Origin of the sequence: Thermoflexus sp., assembly GCF_034432235.1 — a bacterium.
Lineage (GTDB): Bacteria > Chloroflexota > Anaerolineae > Thermoflexales > Thermoflexaceae > Thermoflexus.
In genome coordinates, this window is the sequence record NZ_DAOUCJ010000001.1 from 28210 (window position 1) to 48597 (window position 20388).

Consider the following 20388-nt stretch of genomic DNA (forward strand, 5'->3'; position numbering starts at 1 on the left):
GGGGCCGTCGAAGGCGGCCCCCAATCCTGTTCCATGCCCCACGGCCCCTCGGACCGCGGGAAAGGGAAGCGGTCGTTTGCCTTCCCGATCAGCGTTCCATTGTGGGAATCCTGTCCTCAGGAGGAAGCTCATCGATGGGAGAGCGTGGTTTGCGAGTGATCCGGGAGTTCCAGAGCTATTACGACGATCTGAATGGCGTGCGGCGGGCGATTGTGAATCGGATCCCTGTCGCCCCCGGCCAGCGATGGTTAGACATCGGAACGGGGGACGGATGGTTCGCGCTGGAAATAGAGCGGGCGCTGTCCCCACGGGTGGTGATCGGGATCGATCTGGCAAGGTGTGAGGTCGAGCTGGCCCGTCAGCACGCCTGGGATTCCCACTCCCGGCTCAGCGCCTTTGTCCAGATGGACGCATATCGTCTGGGGTTTCCAAGCGGAACCTTCGATGGCGTAGGGACCTTCCTGGCCCTCCAGGATATCTGCCTGGATCTGCTGAGCATGCACCGCCTGTTTGGGGAGATCAACCGGGTGCTGCGGCCGGGCGGATGGTTCGCCCTGGCGACCACCACGCCGGAGGATGCGGAGACCCCTTCTCAGAAGCTGGCCCTGGAGATCTACCAATACATTCGAGCCGGATTTTTCACCAAGGCGGAGATCCAGGAAGCCCTGGAGCGTGTAGGGTTTCAGGTGGAGCATCTGGAATTTTATCCCACGGGGGTGAATCTGGATCCGGAGGAGGCGAAGGCGTTCATCCAGTTTGAATGCGACTGGCTGGAACGGGCCTATGGATGGCGCAACAAGCCCGACTGGCAGGCGGTTTGGGCCCGTTTTGAGCCGCGCATCCGGGCGCTGGGGGGACTGGAGGTAGATGCCAAGGTGACCTTCTTCCTGGCCCGTAAAGTGCGGATGGTGAATCCCGTTCCTGAGCTCCTCATGGAGCTCTCCCAGGAGGTCCGCGCGTGAAGAGCGGTTCCGTTCCAGTTCGCCGGGTGGCGATGATCAGCGTTCATACATGCCCTCTGGCCACCCTGGGGGGCAAAGACACGGGGGGGATGAACGTTTACGTCCGCGAATTGACCCGGGAGCTGACCCGCCGGGGCATCGGGGTGGACGTCTTCACCCGATCCCAGAACCCTCATCTCCCCCATATTGTTCATGAGCTGGGGCCCGGAGGACGCGTGATCCATGTTCCGGCTGGCCCCGAAGCTCCCATCGACAAGCATCAGATCCTCCCCTATCTGTCGGAATTCATCGAATGGGTTCGGCGTTTTGCGGAGCGAGAGGGGCTGGTCTACGATGTGATCCACAGTCATTACTGGCTCTCGGGCTTGGCGGCGCTGGCCCTGCGACCGATATGGCGGGCCCCCGTGATCCAGATGTTTCACACGCTGGGGAAGATGAAGAACCGGGTCGCCCGGCGGGCGGAGGAGCAGGAACCCCCTGCGCGCCTGGAGGCCGAGCGACGGCTGGTTCGCGAGGCGGATCATCTGGTGGCGGCCACGCCGCTGGAGAAAGCCCAGCTCTCGTGGCTATACGGCGCCACTCCGTCCCATATCACGGTCATCCCTCCGGGGGTGGACGTCCAGCGGTTCCGCCCCATCCCCAAGATGGAGGCCCGGCGGATCCTGGGGTTCCCCCCGGAGCGGCGTTATGTGTTGTTCGTTGGACGGATCGAGCCCCTGAAAGGCCTGGAAACCCTGATGCGGGCGGTCGCCATCCTGGCTCAGGATTGCCCGACCTGGACCCGGGATTTTGCGGTGGTGGTGATCGGAGGCGATCCGGATGCGACGGCGGATGCGGAGATGCAACGCCTGCAGCAGCTCCGGGAGGAGCTGGGGATCACGGATCTGATCGCCTTTCTGGGGGCCAAAGCTCAGGAGACACTCCCTTATTACTATAATGCGGCCGATGTCGTGGTCATGCCCTCGGATTACGAATCCTTCGGGCTGGTGGCCCTGGAAGCCATGGCATGCGGCACGCCGGTCATCGCTTCGGATGTAGGAGGATTGCTTTACCTGGTCCGCGATGGGGAGACCGGCCTGCGGGTACCCCGACGCCAGCCGATCGCCCTGGCGCGGGCGCTCGATCGGCTTCTGCGGGATGAAGCGCTGCGGCAACGGTTGGGGGAGAACGCCCGTCGCTGGGCGCAGGGGTTCGCCTGGTCGATCATTGCGGACCGGGTTCTGAACCTTTACGACGAAGTCCTGAAAACGAATCGAGGCCGCGCCAGGCCATCGATCTGCTATGGGCGCTGGAGCGCGCGGTTGTATTGAAGGGCACTGCAGAACAAAGCACTACTCCGATCCGCTGGAGGGATGGGTATGGTCGTGCCCCCTGAGGTTCACTGGTTCTATGCGGAGAAGCGCCCCAGCGCAGGGGCGATCGCGGAGCAGCTCCGCCAGAGCCTCTGGTTCGTGCGCCTGCAGGAAGCATGGATATCTCCGGAGGATCCCACCCGGAAAGACCCGCCCTTCCGCTATCGAGGCTACTGGCGGGAGCGGACCTTTGAGATCGAGTTCGAGCCCCGGCGCTATGTGATCCTCCGAGCAGGTGAGGATCTCCCCAAAGTCGTCGAAGCATTGCAACGTTCTCTGGGGGCGGGGCCGGCTTTCTTTTATATAGACGAGGAAAATCGTGTGGTCTACGAATGGCGCTGGGGAGATCGGGAAGCCCGCTGGCGGGAGCTCCAGGGGATCCCTCGCTATCAGCGGTTGCGCCGCCTGGACCGTCGCGGTTCGTAAGCAAAACGAAGTGGGGGCCTACCGGGCAGCGAGAGCTGGACCAGGGCCCCATGGGTCCGTTTATGATTCCGCGGGGCCGGGACGGTCGCCCCGGCCCCGCCTGTTTCGCCTGTTTCACTGGGAGGCGCGCGGTCGCCCTCCCCATCGTCATGACAGGCGTCCGGTGAGGATCGCCTGCTTGACCTCCTCGATGGCCCGGGTGATCTGGATCCCCCGCGGGCATGCCTCCACACAGTTGAAGATGGTGCGGCAACGCCAGACCCCGAACCACTCATTAAGGACCCGCAACCGTTCCGCGGCCCCCTGATCCCGGCTGTCGAAGATGAAGCGGTGGGCCTGGACGATGGCCGCCGGCCCGATGTATTCACCGTTGGCCCAGAAGGAGGGGCAGGACGTGGTGCACGCCGCGCACAGGATGCATTTAGTGGTGTCATCGTAGCGCTCGCGCTCCTCCGGCGTCTGCAGTCGCTCCCGCTCCGGCGGGGGATCGTTGTTGATCAGGTAAGGCATAATCATCCGGTATTTGGCGAAGAAGGGCTCCATGTCGACGACCAGATCCTTAATCACCGGAAGCCCCGGGAGGGGCTGAACGGTGATCACCCCCCGCCCTTCCTCCATAGCCTCACGGACCAGGACCTTGCAGGCCAGGCGGTTGCGGCCGTTGATGCGCATCGCGTCGGATCCGCAGATGCCGTGGGCGCAGGAGCGACGGAGGGTGAGGGTGCCATCGATATACCACTTGACATAGTGGAGGGCGTCCAGCACCCGATCCACCGGCTCGGCCTCGACTTCGTATTCCCCCCACCACGGCTTACGATCCTTCTCCGGGTTAAACCGCTGGATGCGCAATCGCACCTTCATGGCGTGTCCTCCGATGCGGGCTGGGTTCGAGCGGCAACCGACCAGGTCCATCCTCGCGGGGTGCGCCGGAAGCCCATGGCGTGGGCGGTTTCCCGGGCCGCCTCGATCAGCGCCCGGCCCCGCCCCTCGCGTTCCTCCAGCATGATCTCCAGATAAAACGGCTCGCCCTCCCGGACCTGCCGCCACACCTTCTCCCAGGTCTCCACCAGGATGTGGAAGTTCCCACGGGCCCGTCGATCCACTTCCCCATAGGGCACCGGCCGGGAGAACAGGACCAGCAGGTCCACATCGCTGGTATCCAGATAGTCGCCCCGCGCCAGCGAACCGAACAGGAAAACCGCCTCCGGCTCCAGTTCCCTCAGGCGGTCCAGAAAGGTGCGGATATCATGGGCCTGGGGGCTGTTCTCCCAAGTTGTGCTGCACGAACCCCATGATCCGCCCGGCATGTTCCACACACCGCTGGGCGATTTTCCGATCATCGTATTGAGCCGGATAGCCCTCAGCGAAGCGGTTCGGATAACGCGAGCCCATATCATGCAAGTCCAGCTCCCGGGCTGCCTCGAACAGCCCTTCAGGGATCGGCAGCTTTTGTGAGAGCTCCTCGAGCATGGCGACCAGGCGGTGTCCTCGATACTCCCGATGATGGAAACGAAGCAGCGCCCTCAAACCCTTCTCGGCCGCCGGATGGGCTTGGAAGGCTGCCCACTCGTAGAAGCCTCCCTCCAGCATCGAGCGGGCAGCCTGCAGATCCCGCAACCCCTGGGCCAGCCAGTCCTGGTGACGGGAGGGCATCAATACTTCCGCTCCTTCGGCGGCCATTTGGTGATGACCACGGGTTTGTAAGCGAAAGTCACCCGGCCATCCTGGCGCCAGATCAGCGTGTGCTTGAGCCAGTTCTCATCGTCCCGTTTCGGATAGTCCTCCCGATAGTGGGCGCCCCGGCTCTCCGTGCGGTTCAGGGCGCTGAAGGCCGTCGCCTCCGCCACATCCAGCAGGAAGCCCAGCTCGATGGCCTCCAGCAGATCGGTGTTGAAGCGGTAACCCTTGTCGTCGATGCGGATGTGGCGGTAGCGCTCCTGCAGCTCCCGGATCTTCTCGATGGCCGTCTCCAGGCCGCTGGCCTCGCGGAACACGCTCACATAGGTCTGCATGGTCTCCTGCAGCTCGGTCCGGAGGAGCGGGACGCGCTCCTCGCCGGTCCCGTTGCGGATGCGCTCCACCATCTCGATGGTATAAGCCTCCGGTTCCGGTGGGAGGGGGGCGAAGTCGGCCTGCTGGCAGTATTCCGCCATGTGACGGCCCGCCCGCCGGCCGAAAACCACCAGGTCCACCAGGGAGTTGGTCCCCAGGCGATTGGCCCCGTGCACCGACACGCAGGCGCACTCGCCGGCGGCGTAGAGGCCGGGGACAGGGGTGTTGCGCTCGTCACGGATCACCCGTCCGTGCACGTCCGTGGGGATGCCACCCATGGCGTAGTGGGCGGTGGGCTGGATAGGCACCGGCTCCCGCATGGGGTCGATCCCCAGGTAGACGCGGACGAACTCGATGATGTCCGGGAGCTTGTGCTCCAGGTATTCCGCCGTGACCTCCCGGCCGCCCGGCGCGCTCTTGAAGCGGTTGATGGTCTCCGGCCGCATGTCCAGATAGACGTAATCCTTTCCGCCGATGCCGCGGCCCTCCCGGATCTCCATATAGATGGCCCGGGAGATCACATCCCGGCTGGCCAGGTCCTTCAGGGTGGGGGCGTAGCGCTCCATGAAGCGTTCCCCTTTATCGTTGATCAGCACGGCCCCTTCGCCCCGGGCCGCCTCGCTGAGCAGGATCCCCAGCTTGTAGATGCCGGTGGGGTGGAACTGGAAGAACTCCATGTCCTCCAGGGGAAGCCCCCGTCGCCACACGATGGCCATGCCGTCGCCGGTGAGGGAGTGGGCGTTGGAGGTGACCTTGTAGATCCGCCCGGCGCCGCCCGTGGCGAAAAGCACCGCCTTGCTGTGGAAGACATGGATGTCCCCGGTAGCGATCTCAATGGCCACTACCCCTCGGACCACCCCGTCCTCCAGGATCAGGTCGGTGACGAAGAACTCATCGAAGAAAGTGACGTTGTGCTTGATGCACTGCTGGTAGAGGGTCTGGAGGATCATGTGGCCGGTGCGGTCGGCGGAGTGGCAGGCTCGCATGACCGGCGCCTCGCCGAAGTTGCGGGTGTGCCCGCCGAACCGGCGCTGGGCGATCTTGCCGTCGGGCGTCCGGTCGAAGGGCAGGCCCATGTGCTCCAGCTCGATGATGGCCTCGATGGACTCATGGGCCAGGATCTCCGCCGCGTCCTGGTCCACCAGCCAGTCTCCGCCCTTCACCGTGTCGTAGGCGTACCACTCCGGCCGGTCCTCCTCCATGTTCCCCAGGGGCGCGGCGATGCCCCCCTGGGCCGTCCCGGTGTGGGAACGGGTGGGGTAGAGCTTGCTGAGGACCGCAGTCTTGACCTGCTTGGAGGCGTAGAGGGCGGCCATGAGGCCAGCGCCCCCTGCGCCCACCACCACCGCATCGAATTGATGCCGATGGACTTTCATCGGGGAACTCCTTTCTGATCTGACATCGCAAGTTCGGGCGAGCGAGGACCCTGGACCTCGCTTCGCCGCATCCCTCTCACACCAGCAGCATTCGCATAGGCTGGAGGGTGCGGGTGAACGGATTGAGCACCAACCCCAGGATCTCCAGGGTCACCACCCCCAGCACGGCCTCGTCCCCGGGCTCCCCGAGGATGACCGGGGTATGCCCTTCCCCTTGGGGCAAGGCGATGTGGCATTCGGAGATCTGACGCTCGATGGTTGTGCCGTCCGCCAGGACGAACGTGGCCGAGCGTTTCGGCTTCAGCTCGATGGCCTGCCAGATCTCATAGGGAAGCAGGGTGTAGGTCGCTCCGCTGTCGACGAGAAAGCGGACGACCGCCTGTTTTCCGGTTGGGCCCGTCACCGTGCCTTCGATGTAGGTCAATCCCATAAGCCCGGCCCCCTTATCCAGGCGGAGGGCATCCCACGGGCAGCGCGGCGACCCGCACGCCGCCGATCAGGGCGATGGTCCCGATCAGGATGACCAAAGCCCCCCCGATGAAGGCGGCTCCCTTCAGCGCCTGATTCCAGCCCCGGTGGTGCACATAGTCATCGATCACATAACGCAGGCCGTTCAGGCCGTGGATGTAGGCCAGGAAGAGCAGCAGGGCATCATACACGCGCCACCAGAAGAGCACGTTCCACCGGTAATACACGAAGCAGGCATTGATGTCATGCACGTTGTTGACGATGTGCATGATCGCCAGATGGCCGAAGGCCAGAGGGATCAGCAGCACGCCCGAAACCCGCATGAAAGCCCATAGCCAGACCTCCAGGCGGGGGCGGATGGCGGGCACCGTGCGCGGGGCGACTTTCGGGATGGCCGCCATGGTTCACCTCCCCAGGATGCCTTTCTGAAGGATCGTGTTGCCCATAATGACGAATGCGGGGATATAGAGGGCAAAGAAAGCGACGACCGTCCACAGGATCAGACGGGCCTGGATCTCCGCCGCCCACAGGTGGGGGCGGAAATCGCTGATGGCGATGCGCAGCCCGTTGAGGCCATGCCAGAGCACGCAGCCCACCAGGATGAGCTCGCCGAGGCCAAAGAGGGGATGCCGATACAGGGCGAGGGCATGCTCATACCAGGTCGGAGCAAAGTAGACCAGGGAGGTGTCCAGAATGTGAATGGTGAGGAAGAGGAGGGTCCCCAGCCCCGCCACCCGGTTGGCCACCCAGGCCCACTGGTGGATCCGACCGCGATATCGGGGGATCTCCTGGAGCACCACCCGCAACCCGGCCCCGGGGGTCCAGGCCCATTCCAGGGCCCGCCATCGCTTCCGCGCCTCCTCCGGGAGGATCACCTCTGAACCGGCCATGGCAGGCTCCTTTGGGAAGGTTTTCACTTGAATTATAAAGCCAACGGGTTGAATCGCTCCACCTCGGAGAACAGGCAGGATCCCTGCCCCCCTCTCTCTGTTCTTTCTGTAAGCGATCGTCCGCCGGACCACGGTCTCCGTCGCAGGCTCTGGGGATCGGACGGGTCGCTTCCGGTGACCGCTCTGATGGATCCCTGGGCATTCAGGCGGGAGAGGCGCGGCGCGCCTCCAGGGCTTCGCGAACCAGCTCGTTCACCCGCTGGGGATCCGCCTGACCACGCGTTGCGCGCATGACCTGCCCGACGAACCATTTGAGCACGCCTTCCTTCCCCCGCAGGTAGCTCTCCACCTCTTTAGGGTTCGCCTCGATCACCTGACGGACGATCTCCCGAAGGGCCTCCACGTCCCGGATCTGGGCCAGCCCCCTGGCCTCCACGATGCGGCGGGGGGCCTCTCCGGTCTCGAAGGCCTCGCGCAGAACCAGTTTGCCGGTGTTCATATTGATCTCCCCCCGCTGGACCATGCGGATCAGTTCCACCAGGGACTCCGGGGGCACCCGCACGTCCTGGATCTCCCGATTGGCTTCGTTCATGAGCCGGAACAGCTCCCCGGTGATCCAGGCGGCCAGGGTTCGGGGCTCCACCGCCGGCTCTCCCTCGCGGGCCAGCATCACGGCGCGCTCGAAATAATCGGCGACCCGATGATCCTCCGTCAGCAGGGCGGCTTCGTATCGGGTGAGGCCGTAAGCCTGCTCGAAGCGGGCCAGCCGGGCTCGGGGCAGCTCCGGCAGCATGGCGCGGATCTCCTCCACCCACTCCCGGGAGATCATCAGCGGCGGGATGTCCGGCTCCGGGAAATAGCGATAATCGTGGGCGTGCTCTTTCCCCCGTTGGGGAACGGTGATCCCTCGCGCCTCATCCCAGCCCATCGTCTCCTGTTCCACCCGGCCGCCGGAGCGGACGATCTCGATCTGCCGTCGGATCTCGTATTCCACGGCCCGCACCAGGGCCCGGAAGCTGTTCAGGTTCTTGATCTCGGTCCGGGTGCCCAATCGGGTCTCCCCTTTCGGGCGCACCGAGACGTTCGCCTCGAAGCGGATCACGCCCTTTTCCATATCTCCCGAGTTCACTCCGAGGTAGCGGAGCAGCGTGCGCAGGGCGATGGCGAAGGCTTTCACTTCCTCCACGGAATGCATATCCGGTTCGGTGACGATCTCCATCAGGGGAACCCCGGCGCGGTTGAAGTCGACCAGCGTAGCCCCGCCGACGTGGATCAGCTTTCCGGTGTCCTCCTCGATGTGAACGCGGCGGATGCGCACCCGCCGGGGCCCATCCGGCGTATCGATCTCCAGATAGCCGTTCCGGCACAGGGGATAGTCATACATGGAGCGCTGGTATTCGGAAGGCAGATCGGGGTAGAAATAATTCTTCCGGTAAAAGAGACTGTATTCCGCGATCTCACAATTCAGGGCCAGGCCCGTGAGGATCGTCCATTCGATCGCCCGCCGGTTGGGGACAGGGAGCGTCCCGGGCATCCCGGCGCACACCGGGCACACGTAACGGTTGGGCTCGGCCGTTGTGCTATCCACAACCGGGCATGCGCAGAACATCTTGGATCGCGTCTGGAGCTCGGCATGGATCTCCAGACCGATAACCGGCTCGAATTCCACAGGGCACCTCCTGAATCGGGAAGATAGGGAGAGATGCACCGCTCAAATCGAAGAGGAAAGGCGAGATCTCCCTCTGCCTGGGGCCTTTTAAGCCGCGAGGCAGGAGGGAAAATGCCCTCCAGAGAAACCACTGCGCCGCCCCCCACAAAAAATTATAGATGGAAGGATCCGGGATGTTTAGCTAAAATAAATGAAAATCGAGAAGGCGCAGAGTGGTGGGATGGGTTGGGGTTCTGGAAGGTGGATGCTTCTGGTTTTGGGCGTACTCCTGGCGGCCTGCGCTCCTCCCCCTGGCTTCCAGCTCCCGGATGACCCTCTGGCTCGCATCCTGGGCAGGCGGGTTGGGCGAGTGATCATTGTGGGGAGCGACGGGAATCTGTATCTGACGGATCAGAGCGGCCTGCGGCAACATGCGCTCACGGAAGATGCCGGCCCAACGGCCCAGGGCCGTCGCGCGTATCGGCTCCCCACCTGGTCCCCCGACGGGCGTCGCCTGGCGGTCTTCGAGGTCTTCAGCGGAGCGGTCACGAGGATGCGGGTGATCGGCATCGACCTCTCCCCCGGGCGCTCCCCGATCCGCCATGTATGGGGGGAATGGGAGGGCGAAGAGCCCACCATGCTGAGCTGGCTGGATCCCCGCTCCCTGCTGGTCCTGAGCCGGAAGGACGCGCGTTCCACGGTTTACGCGCTGCGGCTCTTAGATCCGGAGGGAAGGCATGAAACCCTTCTGGCACAGGGCAGCCCGCTTTTCTTCAGCTGGAGCGCCGCCCGGAGGACGCTGGCCTGGCATCGGGAAGGGCGATATCTGGAGCTTCGCGGGCTGGATGAGGGGGAAGCGCGACAGCGATCGGATCACACTGCCGCTTTCAACGCGCCAGCCTGGTCGCCCGATGGACGGTGGCTGGCCTGGGCGGAACAGGAAGGATCCGCCAGCGCGCTTCGACTGGAGGAGACCGGCGATCGGGCAACCCGCACCATCCTGACCTTCACCGGAGGGATCGCCTTCGCATGGTCTCCCGCCAGCCGTCACCTGGCTCTGATCACCGACCCCACCACGACCCTCCCGCGCATCGGCCCGCTGGATCTGTATGATGCGGAGACGAATACGTTAACCCGTCTGGATGAACAATCCAACCTGGCACTGTTCTGGTCGCATGATGGCCGGAAGCTGGCGGCTTTTCGTTTATTGGAGATCGATCCGGCCTCCGGCCAAGTTCTGCTTCAGGCGCGGATTTATGACCTGCCCGGGAAGAAAGGAAGGAATCTGGTGGCCTTCATCCCCACCCCTGCCTTCCTGGAAGTCCTGGCCCTGTTCGACGTATTCCAACCATCGGCCTCGTTGTGGTCCCCCGACGATCGTTTCCTGCTGATCTCGGCGATGGAACCGGAGGGGAAGGCCGGGATCTATGCGCTGCATGTCTCGGGCTGGTTGGAGCCTCGCCGGCTGGGGGATGGGGTGCTTGCCTTCTGGTCTCCGCGTTAACGCACCAAATTGTGGAAGGAGGGGAGCGCCTGGCCCTCGGCCCGGAGAACCAGGGCAGGCCCCTTGCGGTGGAGGCCTCAATGAGGAGATGAGGAGGGAGAAGCAGGCGCAGGGGTGGGGACAGGGAGGAGCGGGCTGGCGCGGGCGGCCTCGATGAGGGCGATCACCTCATTCCCCGACAGATCGTGGCGCTCCAGCAGGGCCTGGGCAACCGCTTCCACCTCGCTGGCGTGCTCCCGCAGGAGCCGTTCTACTTTCTCCTCGCACTCCGTCCAGAAGCGCTCGATGATCTCCTGGTAGCGCTCAGGCTCATCAGGCCTCATGGGGTGAAAGCCGAAATACCCCAGGTCCAGCAGCGTCAGGATCCGCTGGCGGACATGCTGGAAATCCGCTCCCGCGCCCGTCCAGTATTCCCCCATAAAGATCTTCGTCGCCACGTGGCCGGCGAGGGAGACCATGATCTCCGCCACCAGGCGCCGCAGGGGCACGGTGTAGAGCTCCTGCTTGGGGGCGCTGTGAACATATCCCAGGGCGCCGGGCATGTTGGTGCGGCGGATCAGCGAGGCGCGGATGATCCGCTCGTCCGGCAGCAGATAATACTGAGCCACGGCGTGGCCGGCCTCGTGATAGGCTACCTGACGGCGCTGGAGGGGATCCATCTCGGCGATGGGGTTCTCCAGGCCCATGGCCTGCTCCTGGAGGGCCAGCTCGATATCTCGCTGGGTGATGTAATCCCGCCCGTTGAACAGGGCGATGCGCACCGCGTCCTTGGTGATGGCGGCCATGATCTTGGCCGGCGTCGCCCATGCGGTGTCGGCCACCAGGGATTCGATATCGATGTTCGGATCGTGCTTGACTTTGGAAAGGTATCCCTTGATGATCTCCCGACGCCCTGCTCGATCTGGAAGATCCACGTAAATGATGCGATCGAAGCGCCCTGGCCGCACCAGGGCCGGATCCAGGGCGTCGGGGCGGTTGGTCGCGCCCATGAACAGCACATGCCAGCTGCGGGGCGGGGGGCGTTTCCCCAGAAGCCGATAGATCCGCCCCCTGATGCGCTCCCAGCGGGTGAGCTGGGTGATGCCATCCATCTCATACAGGAGACGGGTCAGGGCTCCGGTGCCTCCCCAGCCGAACCAGCCCAGCGGGCCGGCGCGCTCGCCGCCCAGCACGCCGCCTCGGCTGGCGCCCACCGCGTCGATCTCATCGATGTAGGCGATGCAGGCCCCATATTCCCGGGCGAGCTTGCGGGCTTTTCCAACGAACCACATCATCTTGAGGACATCCACTCCCCAGAACATCGAACGGAAGCTCGATCCCTCGATGGAGATGAAGGGAATGCCCGCCTCGCCGGCGATGGCCTTGGCCAACATGGTTTTCCCGGTCCCTGGCGGCCCGGCCAGCAGGATGCCGTTAATGAACTGGCCGCCCATTTTCACGAACCGTTCCCGGTTGGAGAGCAGATCGATCCACTGGCGGACCAGGCGCACCAGGTTCTCCTGGCCCCAGTAATCCGCCAGCGTGACCTGTTTGGGGTCGCCGGGTTTGATCACCTCTACCCGGCTGCGGGACATAAACCAGAAGATGGCCACGAACTGGATGATGACGAAGGTGATGGCGAAGAGGAGCTGGAGGGCGAAGCGCAGCAGCAGGATCAGCGCGTTCAGGACGACCGGTTCGATGTAGGCCCAGTAGCCCAGCCCCCCCAGGCCGGCGATCAGAATCCCCCGACGCCACCAGCTGTGCCAGCCCCGGGCCAGGATCCGCCGCACACGCCATCGCAGGGACCGCCGGGAGCTTCCCATAACTGCCTCCGTTCTGCTTTTCCATCGCGGGCGATCCAGAGAAGGCGAAGGGGCTTGGTCAGAGGGCTGTTTCGAGGAGGCATCTGGTGGGATTGGCCCCGCGTGGATCGCCCAGGCGACGACCTCGCTTTTCCATGATAAGTTTAACACAGACGGGTCTCCAGAGCCCGCTCACTCGCGCATGGAGAACTCCATGCGATGGATCCGCACGCTCTGGACGAGGCCAATGCCCAGGCACAGGGAGAGGAGGGCGCTTCCTCCGTAACTGATGAAGGGCAGAGGCAGGCCGGCGACCGGCATCAGTCCTACGTTCATCCCGATGTTGACCATGGCCTGGAAGGCGATCCAGGTGCCTACCCCTACGGCGATCAGCCGGCCATAGGTGTCTTCGGCCCTCCAGGCGGTCCGGAAAATCCGCTCGAGGATCCAGAGGTAGAGGATCAGAACGCTCAACGCCCCCACCAGGCCGAACTCTCCGGCCAGGACAGCGAAGATGAAGTCCGTGTGGCGCACCCGAAGGAACCCCCATACATTCTGCGGGCTCTGCCCCCATCCAGCCCCCCACAGGCCTCCGCTGCCGATGGTGATCAGCGCCTGCGTGAGATTATAGGACGTGTTGGGATCGGGCTGGAGGCCCAGAAAATGCAGGAGGCGTCCACGCATATAAGGCAGCATGATCGTCCAGGCCCCGAGGGCCAGAGGGGCGCTCATCAGGCCGACGGTGAAAAGATGGCGAAGGCGGATCCCCCAAGCGAAGAGCATGCCGGTGCCGATGGCCAGGATCACCACGGCCGTGCTCAAATTGGGTTGCAGGAAGATCAGCGCGGCCGGCAGGAGCAGATAGATAAAGGCCAGCAACACAGTGCGGAAGGAATCGCGTTCCTCCTCCCGATCGGCCAGGAAGCGGCCCAGGCTGAGGATCAGGAGGGGCTTCGCCAGCTCCGCAGGCTGGATGTTGAAGGAGGCGATCTCCAGCCAGCGGCGGACCGGGGCGATCTGGCTGCGGCCGGCGAGGAGGGCCAGGATCAGCAGGAGCAGGATGGCCATGTAGAGGAAGCGCTGAAAGGCCCCCCAGATCCGGTAGTTCACGGAGGAGGTCAGGAAGATCAACGCGATCCCGATCAGGCCGTAGAGGGCCTGCCGGCGGGGCGCATCCGCCAGATCCGGCGAGCGCAGCACCGCGCTGGCGATCGTGATGACGCCAAGGCTCATGAGCGCCATCACCCCGAGCAGCAACCCGCCGTCGAAATGGCGCCATTCCCTCAGCGGTCCCTGGAGCCGCCGGATCATGATCGGCTATGCCGGTTCCCGAGGGGGATATCCGCCACCAGCCGGCATTCCCACGCATCCTGGGTGACCGTGACCCGCACCTCTTCGGCGATGATGGGGACATGGCGGGAGAGGACGGCGATGATCTCATCCTTGATGACTTCCAGCAACCCGGGGGAGAGGTCGCTACGGTCGTGCACCAGGATGACTTGAAGGCGCTGTTTCGCGGTCTCGCGGGGCGAGGGCTGCCCCCGCAATCGATCCAGCCAGCTCATCGGCCACCTCCGCTGCGAACCAGCCGGCGCAACCAGCCCAGAACCCCCTGGCCGTCCTCCGAGAGGAAGAGGGGAACGGCCTCGCCCATCAGACGCCGGGCGATGGCCCGGAACGCCTGCCCCGCCGGCGATCGCTCCTCCAGCACAACCGGGGTGCCCCGATTGGTCGCCACAATCACCTGCTCGTCCTCCGGGATCACCCCCAGCAGCTCGATCGCCAGGATCTCCAGAACATCGGAGGTGTCCAGCATGTCCCCCCGGCGGACCATATCGGGCTTCAGGCGGTTGACGATCAATTTGGGGGCGGGCTTTCCCATCGCCTCCACCAGACCGACGACCCGATCCGCATCGCGAACGGCCGCGACCTCCGGGTTGGTGACCAGGAGGATGAGATCGGCGGGGGCCAGGGCGGTTCGGAATCCTTCCTCGATGCCCGCTGCGGAATCGATGAGGATGTAATCGAACTCCGGGCGCAGCTCCTCGCAGATGCGGACCATATCCTCGGGCTTCACAGCGGATTTGTCGCGGCTCTGGGCGGCCGGCATCAGGTAAAGGTCAGGGACCCGCTTGTCGCGGATGAGGGCCTGGCGGGTGCGGCAACGGCCTTCGACGACGTGCACGATATCGTAAACGATCCGGTTCTCCAGGCCCAGGACCACATCCAGATTTCTCAAGCCGATGTCCGCATCAATGCACACCACCTTCTTCCCGGCCATGGCCAGGGCCATCCCCACGTTGGCCGTCACCGTGGTTTTGCCCACCCCACCTTTGCCAGAGGTCACTGTAATCACCTGCGCGCCCATCGCGATCCTCCTTTTGCGGAAAAACCAGGAGACATGCCCTCGAAGGATGCGCTTCCCCCGAAAGCTACACCGCTCGTTCGCCCAGGAAACGCCCCAGCCAGTGTTCCCATCGGGAGAGAGGGCGCCATGGCTCGACGACGATCTGCCCGTTCTGGACCCTGGCCTGCTCGGGGATCGGCCGGCGATGCCCCTCCGGGGAGCGCGCGATGTAACGCCCAATGCGGAGCTGGATGGGGCGGAGTTCCAGGGCGTAAACGGCCGCTTCATCATCCCCTTCACAGCCCGCATGGGCGGTGCCCAGCAAGCGCCCCCACACGATGATATCGCCCGTGGCGGCGATCTCCGCCCCGGGGTGGATGTCTCCGATCACGCAGAGATGGCCTTCCACCTGCAGGTAATGGCCCGCCCGCAGGGTTCGATGGATCACCCAGGCGGGCTCCAGGGGAAGCTCCCGGGTTTCAGGGGCCCGCTCCAGCGCCGGGGATGGCTGCAATGGAAGGCCCAATCGTCGCACCAGCGCCTGGGTCACCGGATGATCGGTCAACACCCCGGTGAGCGTGAGGCCGAATCGGTTTAGGAGGGCCAGCAAGTTCAACAGATCAGCCTCCTCCAGCATCCGATCCCCCAGGACGACGACAGCCCGGCCGCCGGCGAAGAAACCCGGGTTCGCGGCCAGACGGGCTTCTAAAGCGCTCAGCATCTCCGGCCATGGCTCCGGGCCGAAAGAGAACCATAACGCATCGCCGATCCCTTTGATCGCCACCGGCTCTCTGGACATCACGGATCCATCGCCACAGGTGGTAGGACTTCTTAGCTGGGGCTCTGATCGGGAAGGCCGGCCTCCCAACCCCCCGGTGGCACAAGGATCCCGGGGAAGAGGAAGGGACAAGCCTTTCCCCACGCAGCCCACCTTCATTGAAAGCCCAGTTGAGTTATATTGCAAACGAATTGAAAAGGCAAGCCTTCGTAGGGAACGGCAAATGCACGGATTGGATTCCAGTGAGGGATATGTCGCGCGCCATGTTTGGAGGAATCCGAGAAGGTAGACATGAAGCTCTCCTGGAAGGCGGTAGAGGCCAGGGCAGACGTTACAAGCGATGGCCCTCCCCGCGCTCCTCTGGGCCAGTGGGATTGGCCATGGGGTCTCCCTGACGCCCATTCCATCGCGCCAGTCATGGTTATAATGAAGAAGGCGGCCCCTTCGGTTTCCATCCCCCTCGGGAGAGAAAGGCAATGCGCAGCTTGATCGCCCAACGTGTCGCTTCCATCCCGCCTTCCGGGATCCGCCGCTTCTTCGATATCGCGGCGACGATGAAGGATGTCATCAGCCTGAGCATCGGTGAGCCCGATTTCGTCACCCCCGAGCCGATCCTCCGGGCCGGCGTGGAATCGCTGTTACGGGGGGAGACCCATTACACCAGCAATTCCGGGCTGCTGGAACTGCGGGAAGCCCTGGCGGAGCATCTCGATCGCCTCTACGGCGTCTCTTACGATCCGGAGTCGGAGCTCCTGATCACCGTGGGGGTATCCGAGGCCCTCTACCTCGCCGTCAACGCCATCCTGGATCCGGGGGATGAAGTGATCATCCCCCAGCCTTGCTTTGTCTCTTATGCGCCGGAGGTCATCCTGGCCGGCGGCGTGCCGGTCACTTTCGCTACGCGGGTTGAAGAGGATTTTCAGGTCAATCCTGTCGATCTTGAAGCTCGCATTACGCCGCGCACCAAGGCGATCCTGATCGGCTATCCCAACAACCCGACCGGGGCGGTGATGCCGCGGGAGAAGCTCGCCGCCATCGCCGCCCTGGCGGAGAAATACGATCTTCTGGTGATCTCCGATGAGATCTATGACCGCCTGGTTTACGATGGAACCCATACGTGCTTCGCGTCGCTTCCCGGGGCGCGGGAGCGCACCATCTTGCTGGGCGGCTTCTCGAAGGACTATGCGATGACGGGATGGCGGATCGGGTATGCGGCGGCCCCGAAGGAGATCATGGCCGCGATGCGCAAGATCCATCAGTATACGATCATGTCCGCCCCCACCCCCTCCCAGTATGCGGCCCTGGCGGCCCTCCGGATCGGAGAGGAGTATGTGGAGCAGATGCGCCAGGAATACGATCGCCGCCGGCGGTTGATCGTGAAAGGGCTCAACGAGCTGGGCCTGACGTGTTTCGAGCCCAGGGGCGCCTTCTATGCCTTCCCTTCCATCTCCCGCACGGGAATGAGCGATGAGGAATTCAGCGAGCGCCTGTTGATGGAGGAGAAAGTCGCTGTGGTGCCAGGCAGCGCATTCGGCCTGGGGGGCGCGGGGCATGTGCGATGCTCTTATGCCACCGCTTACGAAAAAATCGAGGAGGCCCTGGAGCGTATCGCCCGCTTCATGAAGCGCTATGGTTGAGCATGATCCGTATCTGCGCCCGCGAGCCCCTGAAATCCGTAAGAGCAGTCGGTGGGGGGTTTTGGGAACGGAACGCCCGATCGAGCCGAGCGAGACGACGGGTTAACCCGCCTCCCGATGGATCCCCACATCGCGCCCCCGGATCTCCCGTCACCGCCCGATCGGGGATCCGGGGGCATCGGTGGGACTTCCAGGCCGCTCCGCCACAAAAATGGCGTCAAAAAGGGATGTGATGCCGGGACGCTCGAGGCAGCTCCCTTTTCGCCTCTGGATCACCAATCCTCTTCTTCTTCGTCCTCCTCCAGGGTGAGCTCCTCCCATTCTTCCTCTTCGTCGAAGCCCAGCTCCTCCTCTTCCTCCAGGACCTCTTCTTCCTCTTCCTCCCACTCTTCCTCTTCGGCCTGGGTATAGGTCAGGCAACCCATCTCGGGATCCAGCTCGATTTCATCGGCTGTGCACATGCCGGCTTCCAGATAAACGCAATCGACATAATGACATCGAATGCGCGGCATAGGCTCCTCCTGATCGGTAGAGTGATGTTCGATCAAATCAGTGTCCGATAGAGGCGGAATCCACACACCCCCAGCAGCAGGGTGATGAGGATCGCCGAGGTCACGCACCAGCTGCACCACGCATGGAGGACGAAGGCCTCAACGGCGGTGAGATACATGGAAAACAGCCAGCCTCCCAGGGCGATGGCGAAGGAGAACGCAACAGTCCACGTCTGGAGGGTGGCATGGCTTCCCCAGAAGGGAAGCGCAAGCGCGGCGAGAACCAGATAGGCCCCCAACCCCCAGGCGGCTACCGGGATCCCCAGGAGCTCTGCATAGGGGCTGTTGTTCACCACATCACAACCCCGGAAACCGATGCAGATCAGGCCCTCTCCGCGGACCTTGCTCCACGTGAGATACCCAGCCACCCCTGCCCCGGCCAGGGCCAGGGCCAGCTGAATGAGGGAGAGGGCATCCTTTCGCGCCGTTGCGACGTGTGGTGCCATGGTCCCTCCGCCGGGTCGAAGCTACGGACCCTGTCGCAGCAGGGTGTCGATATAGGTCTCGTAGAACGTCACATCGTAGAGCCCTTCAATCTTCTCGCCGTTGATGAAGAGGGTAGGCGTGGCCCGCACGCCCCGCTGGCGGCCGGCGTCGGCGGCGCTGCGAATGAAATCCCGGTATTTGCCGGAAAGCAGACAGCGCTCAAAGGCCCCGCGATCCAGCCCCACCCGGGTCGCAAAGCCGATCAGCCGGTCGTCGGAGAACCAGCCCAGGTTCTCCCCGCGCTGGTTGGCGAACACCATGTGCTCATATTCCCAGAACTTCCCCTGTTCCGCGGCGCAGGCCGCGGCCTCCGCCGCGCGGAACGATTCCGGCCCCAGGAAAGGGAAATACCGGAAAATATAGTATACCTTCCCGGCTTTCACGTATTTCTCATCCAGGCGCGGCGCCACCTCCCGCGTGTAACGGGCGCACACCGGGCACTGGAAGTCCGAATATTCCTCGATGATAATTTTGGCCTTGGAATTCCCCTTGTAGGGATAGCCATCCGGCGTCAAACCGGTCGGATAATCGACCGCCGCGACGGTTGCCCCCGGCCGGCTGGTCCATAGCTGGTATCCGATGAGGGCCGCAACCCCAAGGACCACCGCGGCGATGAGCAGCGCGAGCAGCGGGGGCGAGGGGGAAGCACGGATGGCTTTCGGATCCCGTTTGCTCATCAAGCCCTCCCCGGAGCAGCAGGTGGTGGAGCCTCCGACGCCCCAATCAAATCCTGCAAATCAACCCAGAATTCCGCCATGACGGTTGAGCCCGCAGGAAGCGTTCGAACGCCCTCCGGCAGGATCACCAGCCCGTTCGCCCGGGCCATGGCGCTCAGAATATGGGAACCCTGAAGCCCGCTCAGGCGGGCCTGGAACTGGCCGCCCTCATAAGTGATCCGCGCCCGGAAATAGGTCTCCCGCCCGTCGCTGGAAACGGGCTCGGCCAGGCGCACCGGGATGCGCGGGCGCTCCCAGCGAGGATAGCCGCCCATCCGGCGCAGAACAGGGCGGACGAACTGATCGAAGGTGATCATGGCAGAGACCGGGTTGCCCGGCAGCCCGAAGAACGGAATCCCTCGATAATGACCGAAGGCGAAAGGTTTGCCGGGGCGAATGCGGACTTTCCAGAGGCGGATCTCGCCGTGGCGCCCCACCACTTCCTTCACCCAGTCATAAACACCGACGGAAGCCCCCGCCGAGGAGACGATCAGATCCGGGCGGTGCACAACGGCTTCGTCCAGCCACCGTTGCAGATCCTCCGGGTCATCCCGGGCGATCCCCAGCACAATGGGCTCCGCTCCCGCCTCCAGCGCCTGGGCGGCCAGGGCGGTCCGGTTCGTTTCATAGATGCAGCCGGGCGGAAGCGGCCGGCCGGGCTCGATCAGCTCATCGCCGATGGCCAGCAGGGCCACTCGCGGGCGGCGATGGACCGGGATTTCGAAGCGGCCCAGGGCAGCCAGCAGGGCCAACGCGCCCGGCGTGAGCACCGTCCCCGGCTCCAGCGCGATGGTCCCTCGCGCCACATCCTCCCCTGCCGGGCGAACGAACTCGCCCGGTTGAACAGCCCGGAAAATCGTGATCGCGGGCGGAAGCGGGCGGCCCGGGCCCCCTGGATCATCGGTGTCCTCCACCGGGATCACGGCATCCGCTCCAGAAGGGAGCGGCGCCCCCGTCGCAATCCGCACCGCCGTTCCCGGTTCAATCCCTCCAGAGAACGGGCGGCCCGCGGCGGCCTCCCCCAGCACCCGAAGGCGGATGGGATGCTCCCGCCGGGCCCCCTTTGTGTCCGCCGCGCGAACGGCGTAGCCATCCATGGCCGAGTTGGGGAACGGTGGCAGGTCGTGCTCCGCCCGGATCGCTTCGGCCAGAACCCGTCCCATGGCTTTCGGCAGCGCGATGGATTCTGGAGGAAGCGGCCGGAATCCCTCCAGGATCATCTGGCGGGCTTCATCCACCTGCACCCATTCCTGAACAGCGGCCATCGGGCTCGCCTCCAACGGTTCCCGGACCGGATTCCCAACGATCCTGAGGGAAAAACGTCGGAGAAAACGCTTCGCGGTTGTCCAGCTCCAGGGCCGGCAGAGCGAATCCCCGGGGAAGATCCGCGACGCGGAGAGGCTGTTCGTCC

Annotated in this window: 22 protein-coding genes; 5 read left to right on the forward strand and 17 right to left on the reverse strand. The window is 64.2% G+C overall.

Annotation, left to right across the window (positions count from 1 at the left end; all coding sequences use genetic code 11):
* Positions 1-134 precede the first annotated feature (134 nt).
* The 3 genes from VAE54_RS00160 to VAE54_RS00170 are packed head-to-tail and all read left to right on the forward strand — an operon-like array spanning position 135 to position 2740.
* Positions 135-962, forward strand: coding sequence for a class I SAM-dependent methyltransferase (locus tag VAE54_RS00160; protein WP_322799900.1), 828 nt, complete (start codon positions 135-137; stop codon positions 960-962).
* Complete coding sequence (locus VAE54_RS00165) at positions 959-2272, forward strand: glycosyltransferase (protein ID WP_322799901.1); 1314 nt, start codon at positions 959-961, stop codon at positions 2270-2272. The genes VAE54_RS00160 and VAE54_RS00165 overlap by 4 nt, the downstream gene beginning before the upstream one ends.
* 42 nt (positions 2273-2314) lie before the next feature.
* The gene (locus tag VAE54_RS00170; protein ID WP_322799902.1) at positions 2315-2740 is read left to right on the forward strand and encodes a hypothetical protein; all 426 of its coding nucleotides are present in this window, start codon (positions 2315-2317) and stop codon (positions 2738-2740) included.
* A gap of 147 nt (positions 2741-2887) precedes the next feature.
* Here the strand turns inward: VAE54_RS00170 and VAE54_RS00175 are convergent, their stop codons facing one another.
* From VAE54_RS00175 to gatB, 8 genes are all read right to left on the reverse strand, one after another.
* On the reverse strand, positions 2888-3601 hold the full coding sequence (locus VAE54_RS00175) for a succinate dehydrogenase iron-sulfur subunit (protein WP_322799903.1): 714 nt from the start codon (positions 3599-3601) through the stop codon (positions 2888-2890).
* A complete protein-coding gene (locus tag VAE54_RS00180) occupies positions 3598-4047 on the reverse strand; it encodes a nucleotidyltransferase domain-containing protein (RefSeq protein ID WP_322799904.1) in 450 nt (149 codons plus the stop codon). Before VAE54_RS00180 ends, VAE54_RS00175 begins: the two co-directional genes overlap by 4 nt.
* The gene (locus VAE54_RS00185; protein WP_322799905.1) at positions 3986-4393 is read right to left on the reverse strand and encodes a HEPN domain-containing protein; all 408 of its coding nucleotides are present in this window, start codon (positions 4391-4393) and stop codon (positions 3986-3988) included. The genes VAE54_RS00180 and VAE54_RS00185 overlap by 62 nt, the downstream gene beginning before the upstream one ends.
* The gene (gene sdhA / locus VAE54_RS00190) at positions 4393-6168 is read right to left on the reverse strand and encodes a succinate dehydrogenase flavoprotein subunit (RefSeq protein ID WP_322799906.1); all 1776 of its coding nucleotides are present in this window, start codon (positions 6166-6168) and stop codon (positions 4393-4395) included. Before sdhA ends, VAE54_RS00185 begins: the two co-directional genes overlap by 1 nt.
* A 76-nt stretch (positions 6169-6244) precedes the next feature.
* On the reverse strand, positions 6245-6598 hold the full coding sequence (locus VAE54_RS00195) for a retroviral-like aspartic protease family protein (RefSeq protein WP_322799907.1): 354 nt from the start codon (positions 6596-6598) through the stop codon (positions 6245-6247).
* Between the two features lie 13 nt (positions 6599-6611).
* Positions 6612-7037 (reverse strand): hypothetical protein, encoded by a 426-nt coding sequence (locus VAE54_RS00200; RefSeq protein WP_322799908.1) that lies wholly within the window; start codon positions 7035-7037, stop codon positions 6612-6614.
* A 3-nt stretch (positions 7038-7040) separates the two neighbouring features.
* The gene (locus tag VAE54_RS00205; protein WP_322799909.1) at positions 7041-7526 is read right to left on the reverse strand and encodes a hypothetical protein; all 486 of its coding nucleotides are present in this window, start codon (positions 7524-7526) and stop codon (positions 7041-7043) included.
* Positions 7527-7728: 202 nt separating this feature from the next.
* Complete coding sequence (gene gatB / locus VAE54_RS00210; protein WP_322799910.1) at positions 7729-9195, reverse strand: Asp-tRNA(Asn)/Glu-tRNA(Gln) amidotransferase subunit GatB; 1467 nt, start codon at positions 9193-9195, stop codon at positions 7729-7731.
* A gap of 244 nt (positions 9196-9439) precedes the next feature.
* On the opposite strand from gatB, the gene VAE54_RS00215 reads away from it, so the two are divergent.
* Positions 9440-10678, forward strand: a complete 1239-nt coding sequence (locus VAE54_RS00215; RefSeq protein ID WP_322799911.1) for a hypothetical protein — start codon at positions 9440-9442, stop codon at positions 10676-10678.
* Between the two features lie 77 nt (positions 10679-10755).
* Here VAE54_RS00215 and VAE54_RS00220 read toward each other — a convergent pair whose 3' ends face one another.
* The 5 genes from VAE54_RS00220 to minC all read right to left on the reverse strand — a co-directional run bounded on the left by VAE54_RS00220 (position 10756) and on the right by minC (position 15608).
* Positions 10756-12483 carry an AAA family ATPase gene (locus VAE54_RS00220; protein WP_322799912.1) on the reverse strand — a complete coding sequence of 576 codons (1728 nt, stop codon included), beginning with the start codon at positions 12481-12483 and terminating at the stop codon, positions 10756-10758.
* 171 nt (positions 12484-12654) lie between these two features.
* The gene (locus tag VAE54_RS00225; protein ID WP_322799913.1) at positions 12655-13773 is read right to left on the reverse strand and encodes an FtsW/RodA/SpoVE family cell cycle protein; all 1119 of its coding nucleotides are present in this window, start codon (positions 13771-13773) and stop codon (positions 12655-12657) included.
* Positions 13770-14027, reverse strand: a complete 258-nt coding sequence (minE, locus tag VAE54_RS00230) for a cell division topological specificity factor MinE (RefSeq protein ID WP_322799914.1) — start codon at positions 14025-14027, stop codon at positions 13770-13772. Before minE ends, VAE54_RS00225 begins: the two co-directional genes overlap by 4 nt.
* Positions 14024-14830, reverse strand: a complete 807-nt coding sequence (gene minD / locus VAE54_RS00235; protein ID WP_322799915.1) for a septum site-determining protein MinD — start codon at positions 14828-14830, stop codon at positions 14024-14026. The genes minE and minD overlap by 4 nt, the downstream gene beginning before the upstream one ends.
* Positions 14831-14894: 64 nt before the next feature.
* Positions 14895-15608: a septum site-determining protein MinC gene (gene minC, locus VAE54_RS00240; protein WP_322799916.1), complete on the reverse strand. Its 714-nt coding sequence runs from the start codon at positions 15606-15608 to the stop codon at positions 14895-14897.
* 455 nt (positions 15609-16063) lie between these two features.
* Between minC and VAE54_RS00245 the strand changes: the two genes are divergently transcribed.
* A complete protein-coding gene (locus VAE54_RS00245; protein WP_322799917.1) occupies positions 16064-17224 on the forward strand; it encodes an aminotransferase class I/II-fold pyridoxal phosphate-dependent enzyme in 1161 nt (386 codons plus the stop codon).
* Between the two features lie 272 nt (positions 17225-17496).
* Here VAE54_RS00245 and VAE54_RS00250 read toward each other — a convergent pair whose 3' ends face one another.
* The 4 genes from VAE54_RS00250 to glp are packed head-to-tail and all read right to left on the reverse strand — an operon-like array spanning position 17497 to position 20242.
* Positions 17497-17736 carry a hypothetical protein gene (locus tag VAE54_RS00250; RefSeq protein WP_322799918.1) on the reverse strand — a complete coding sequence of 80 codons (240 nt, stop codon included), beginning with the start codon at positions 17734-17736 and terminating at the stop codon, positions 17497-17499.
* A gap of 32 nt (positions 17737-17768) precedes the next feature.
* The gene (locus tag VAE54_RS00255; RefSeq protein ID WP_322799919.1) at positions 17769-18221 is read right to left on the reverse strand and encodes a vitamin K epoxide reductase family protein; all 453 of its coding nucleotides are present in this window, start codon (positions 18219-18221) and stop codon (positions 17769-17771) included.
* Positions 18222-18242: 21 nt separating this feature from the next.
* Positions 18243-18938 carry a DsbA family protein gene (locus tag VAE54_RS00260; protein WP_322799920.1) on the reverse strand — a complete coding sequence of 232 codons (696 nt, stop codon included), beginning with the start codon at positions 18936-18938 and terminating at the stop codon, positions 18243-18245.
* Positions 18938-20242: a gephyrin-like molybdotransferase Glp gene (gene glp / locus VAE54_RS00265; protein WP_322799921.1), complete on the reverse strand. Its 1305-nt coding sequence runs from the start codon at positions 20240-20242 to the stop codon at positions 18938-18940. The genes VAE54_RS00260 and glp overlap by 1 nt, the downstream gene beginning before the upstream one ends.
* Positions 20243-20388: the final 146 nt, after the last annotated feature.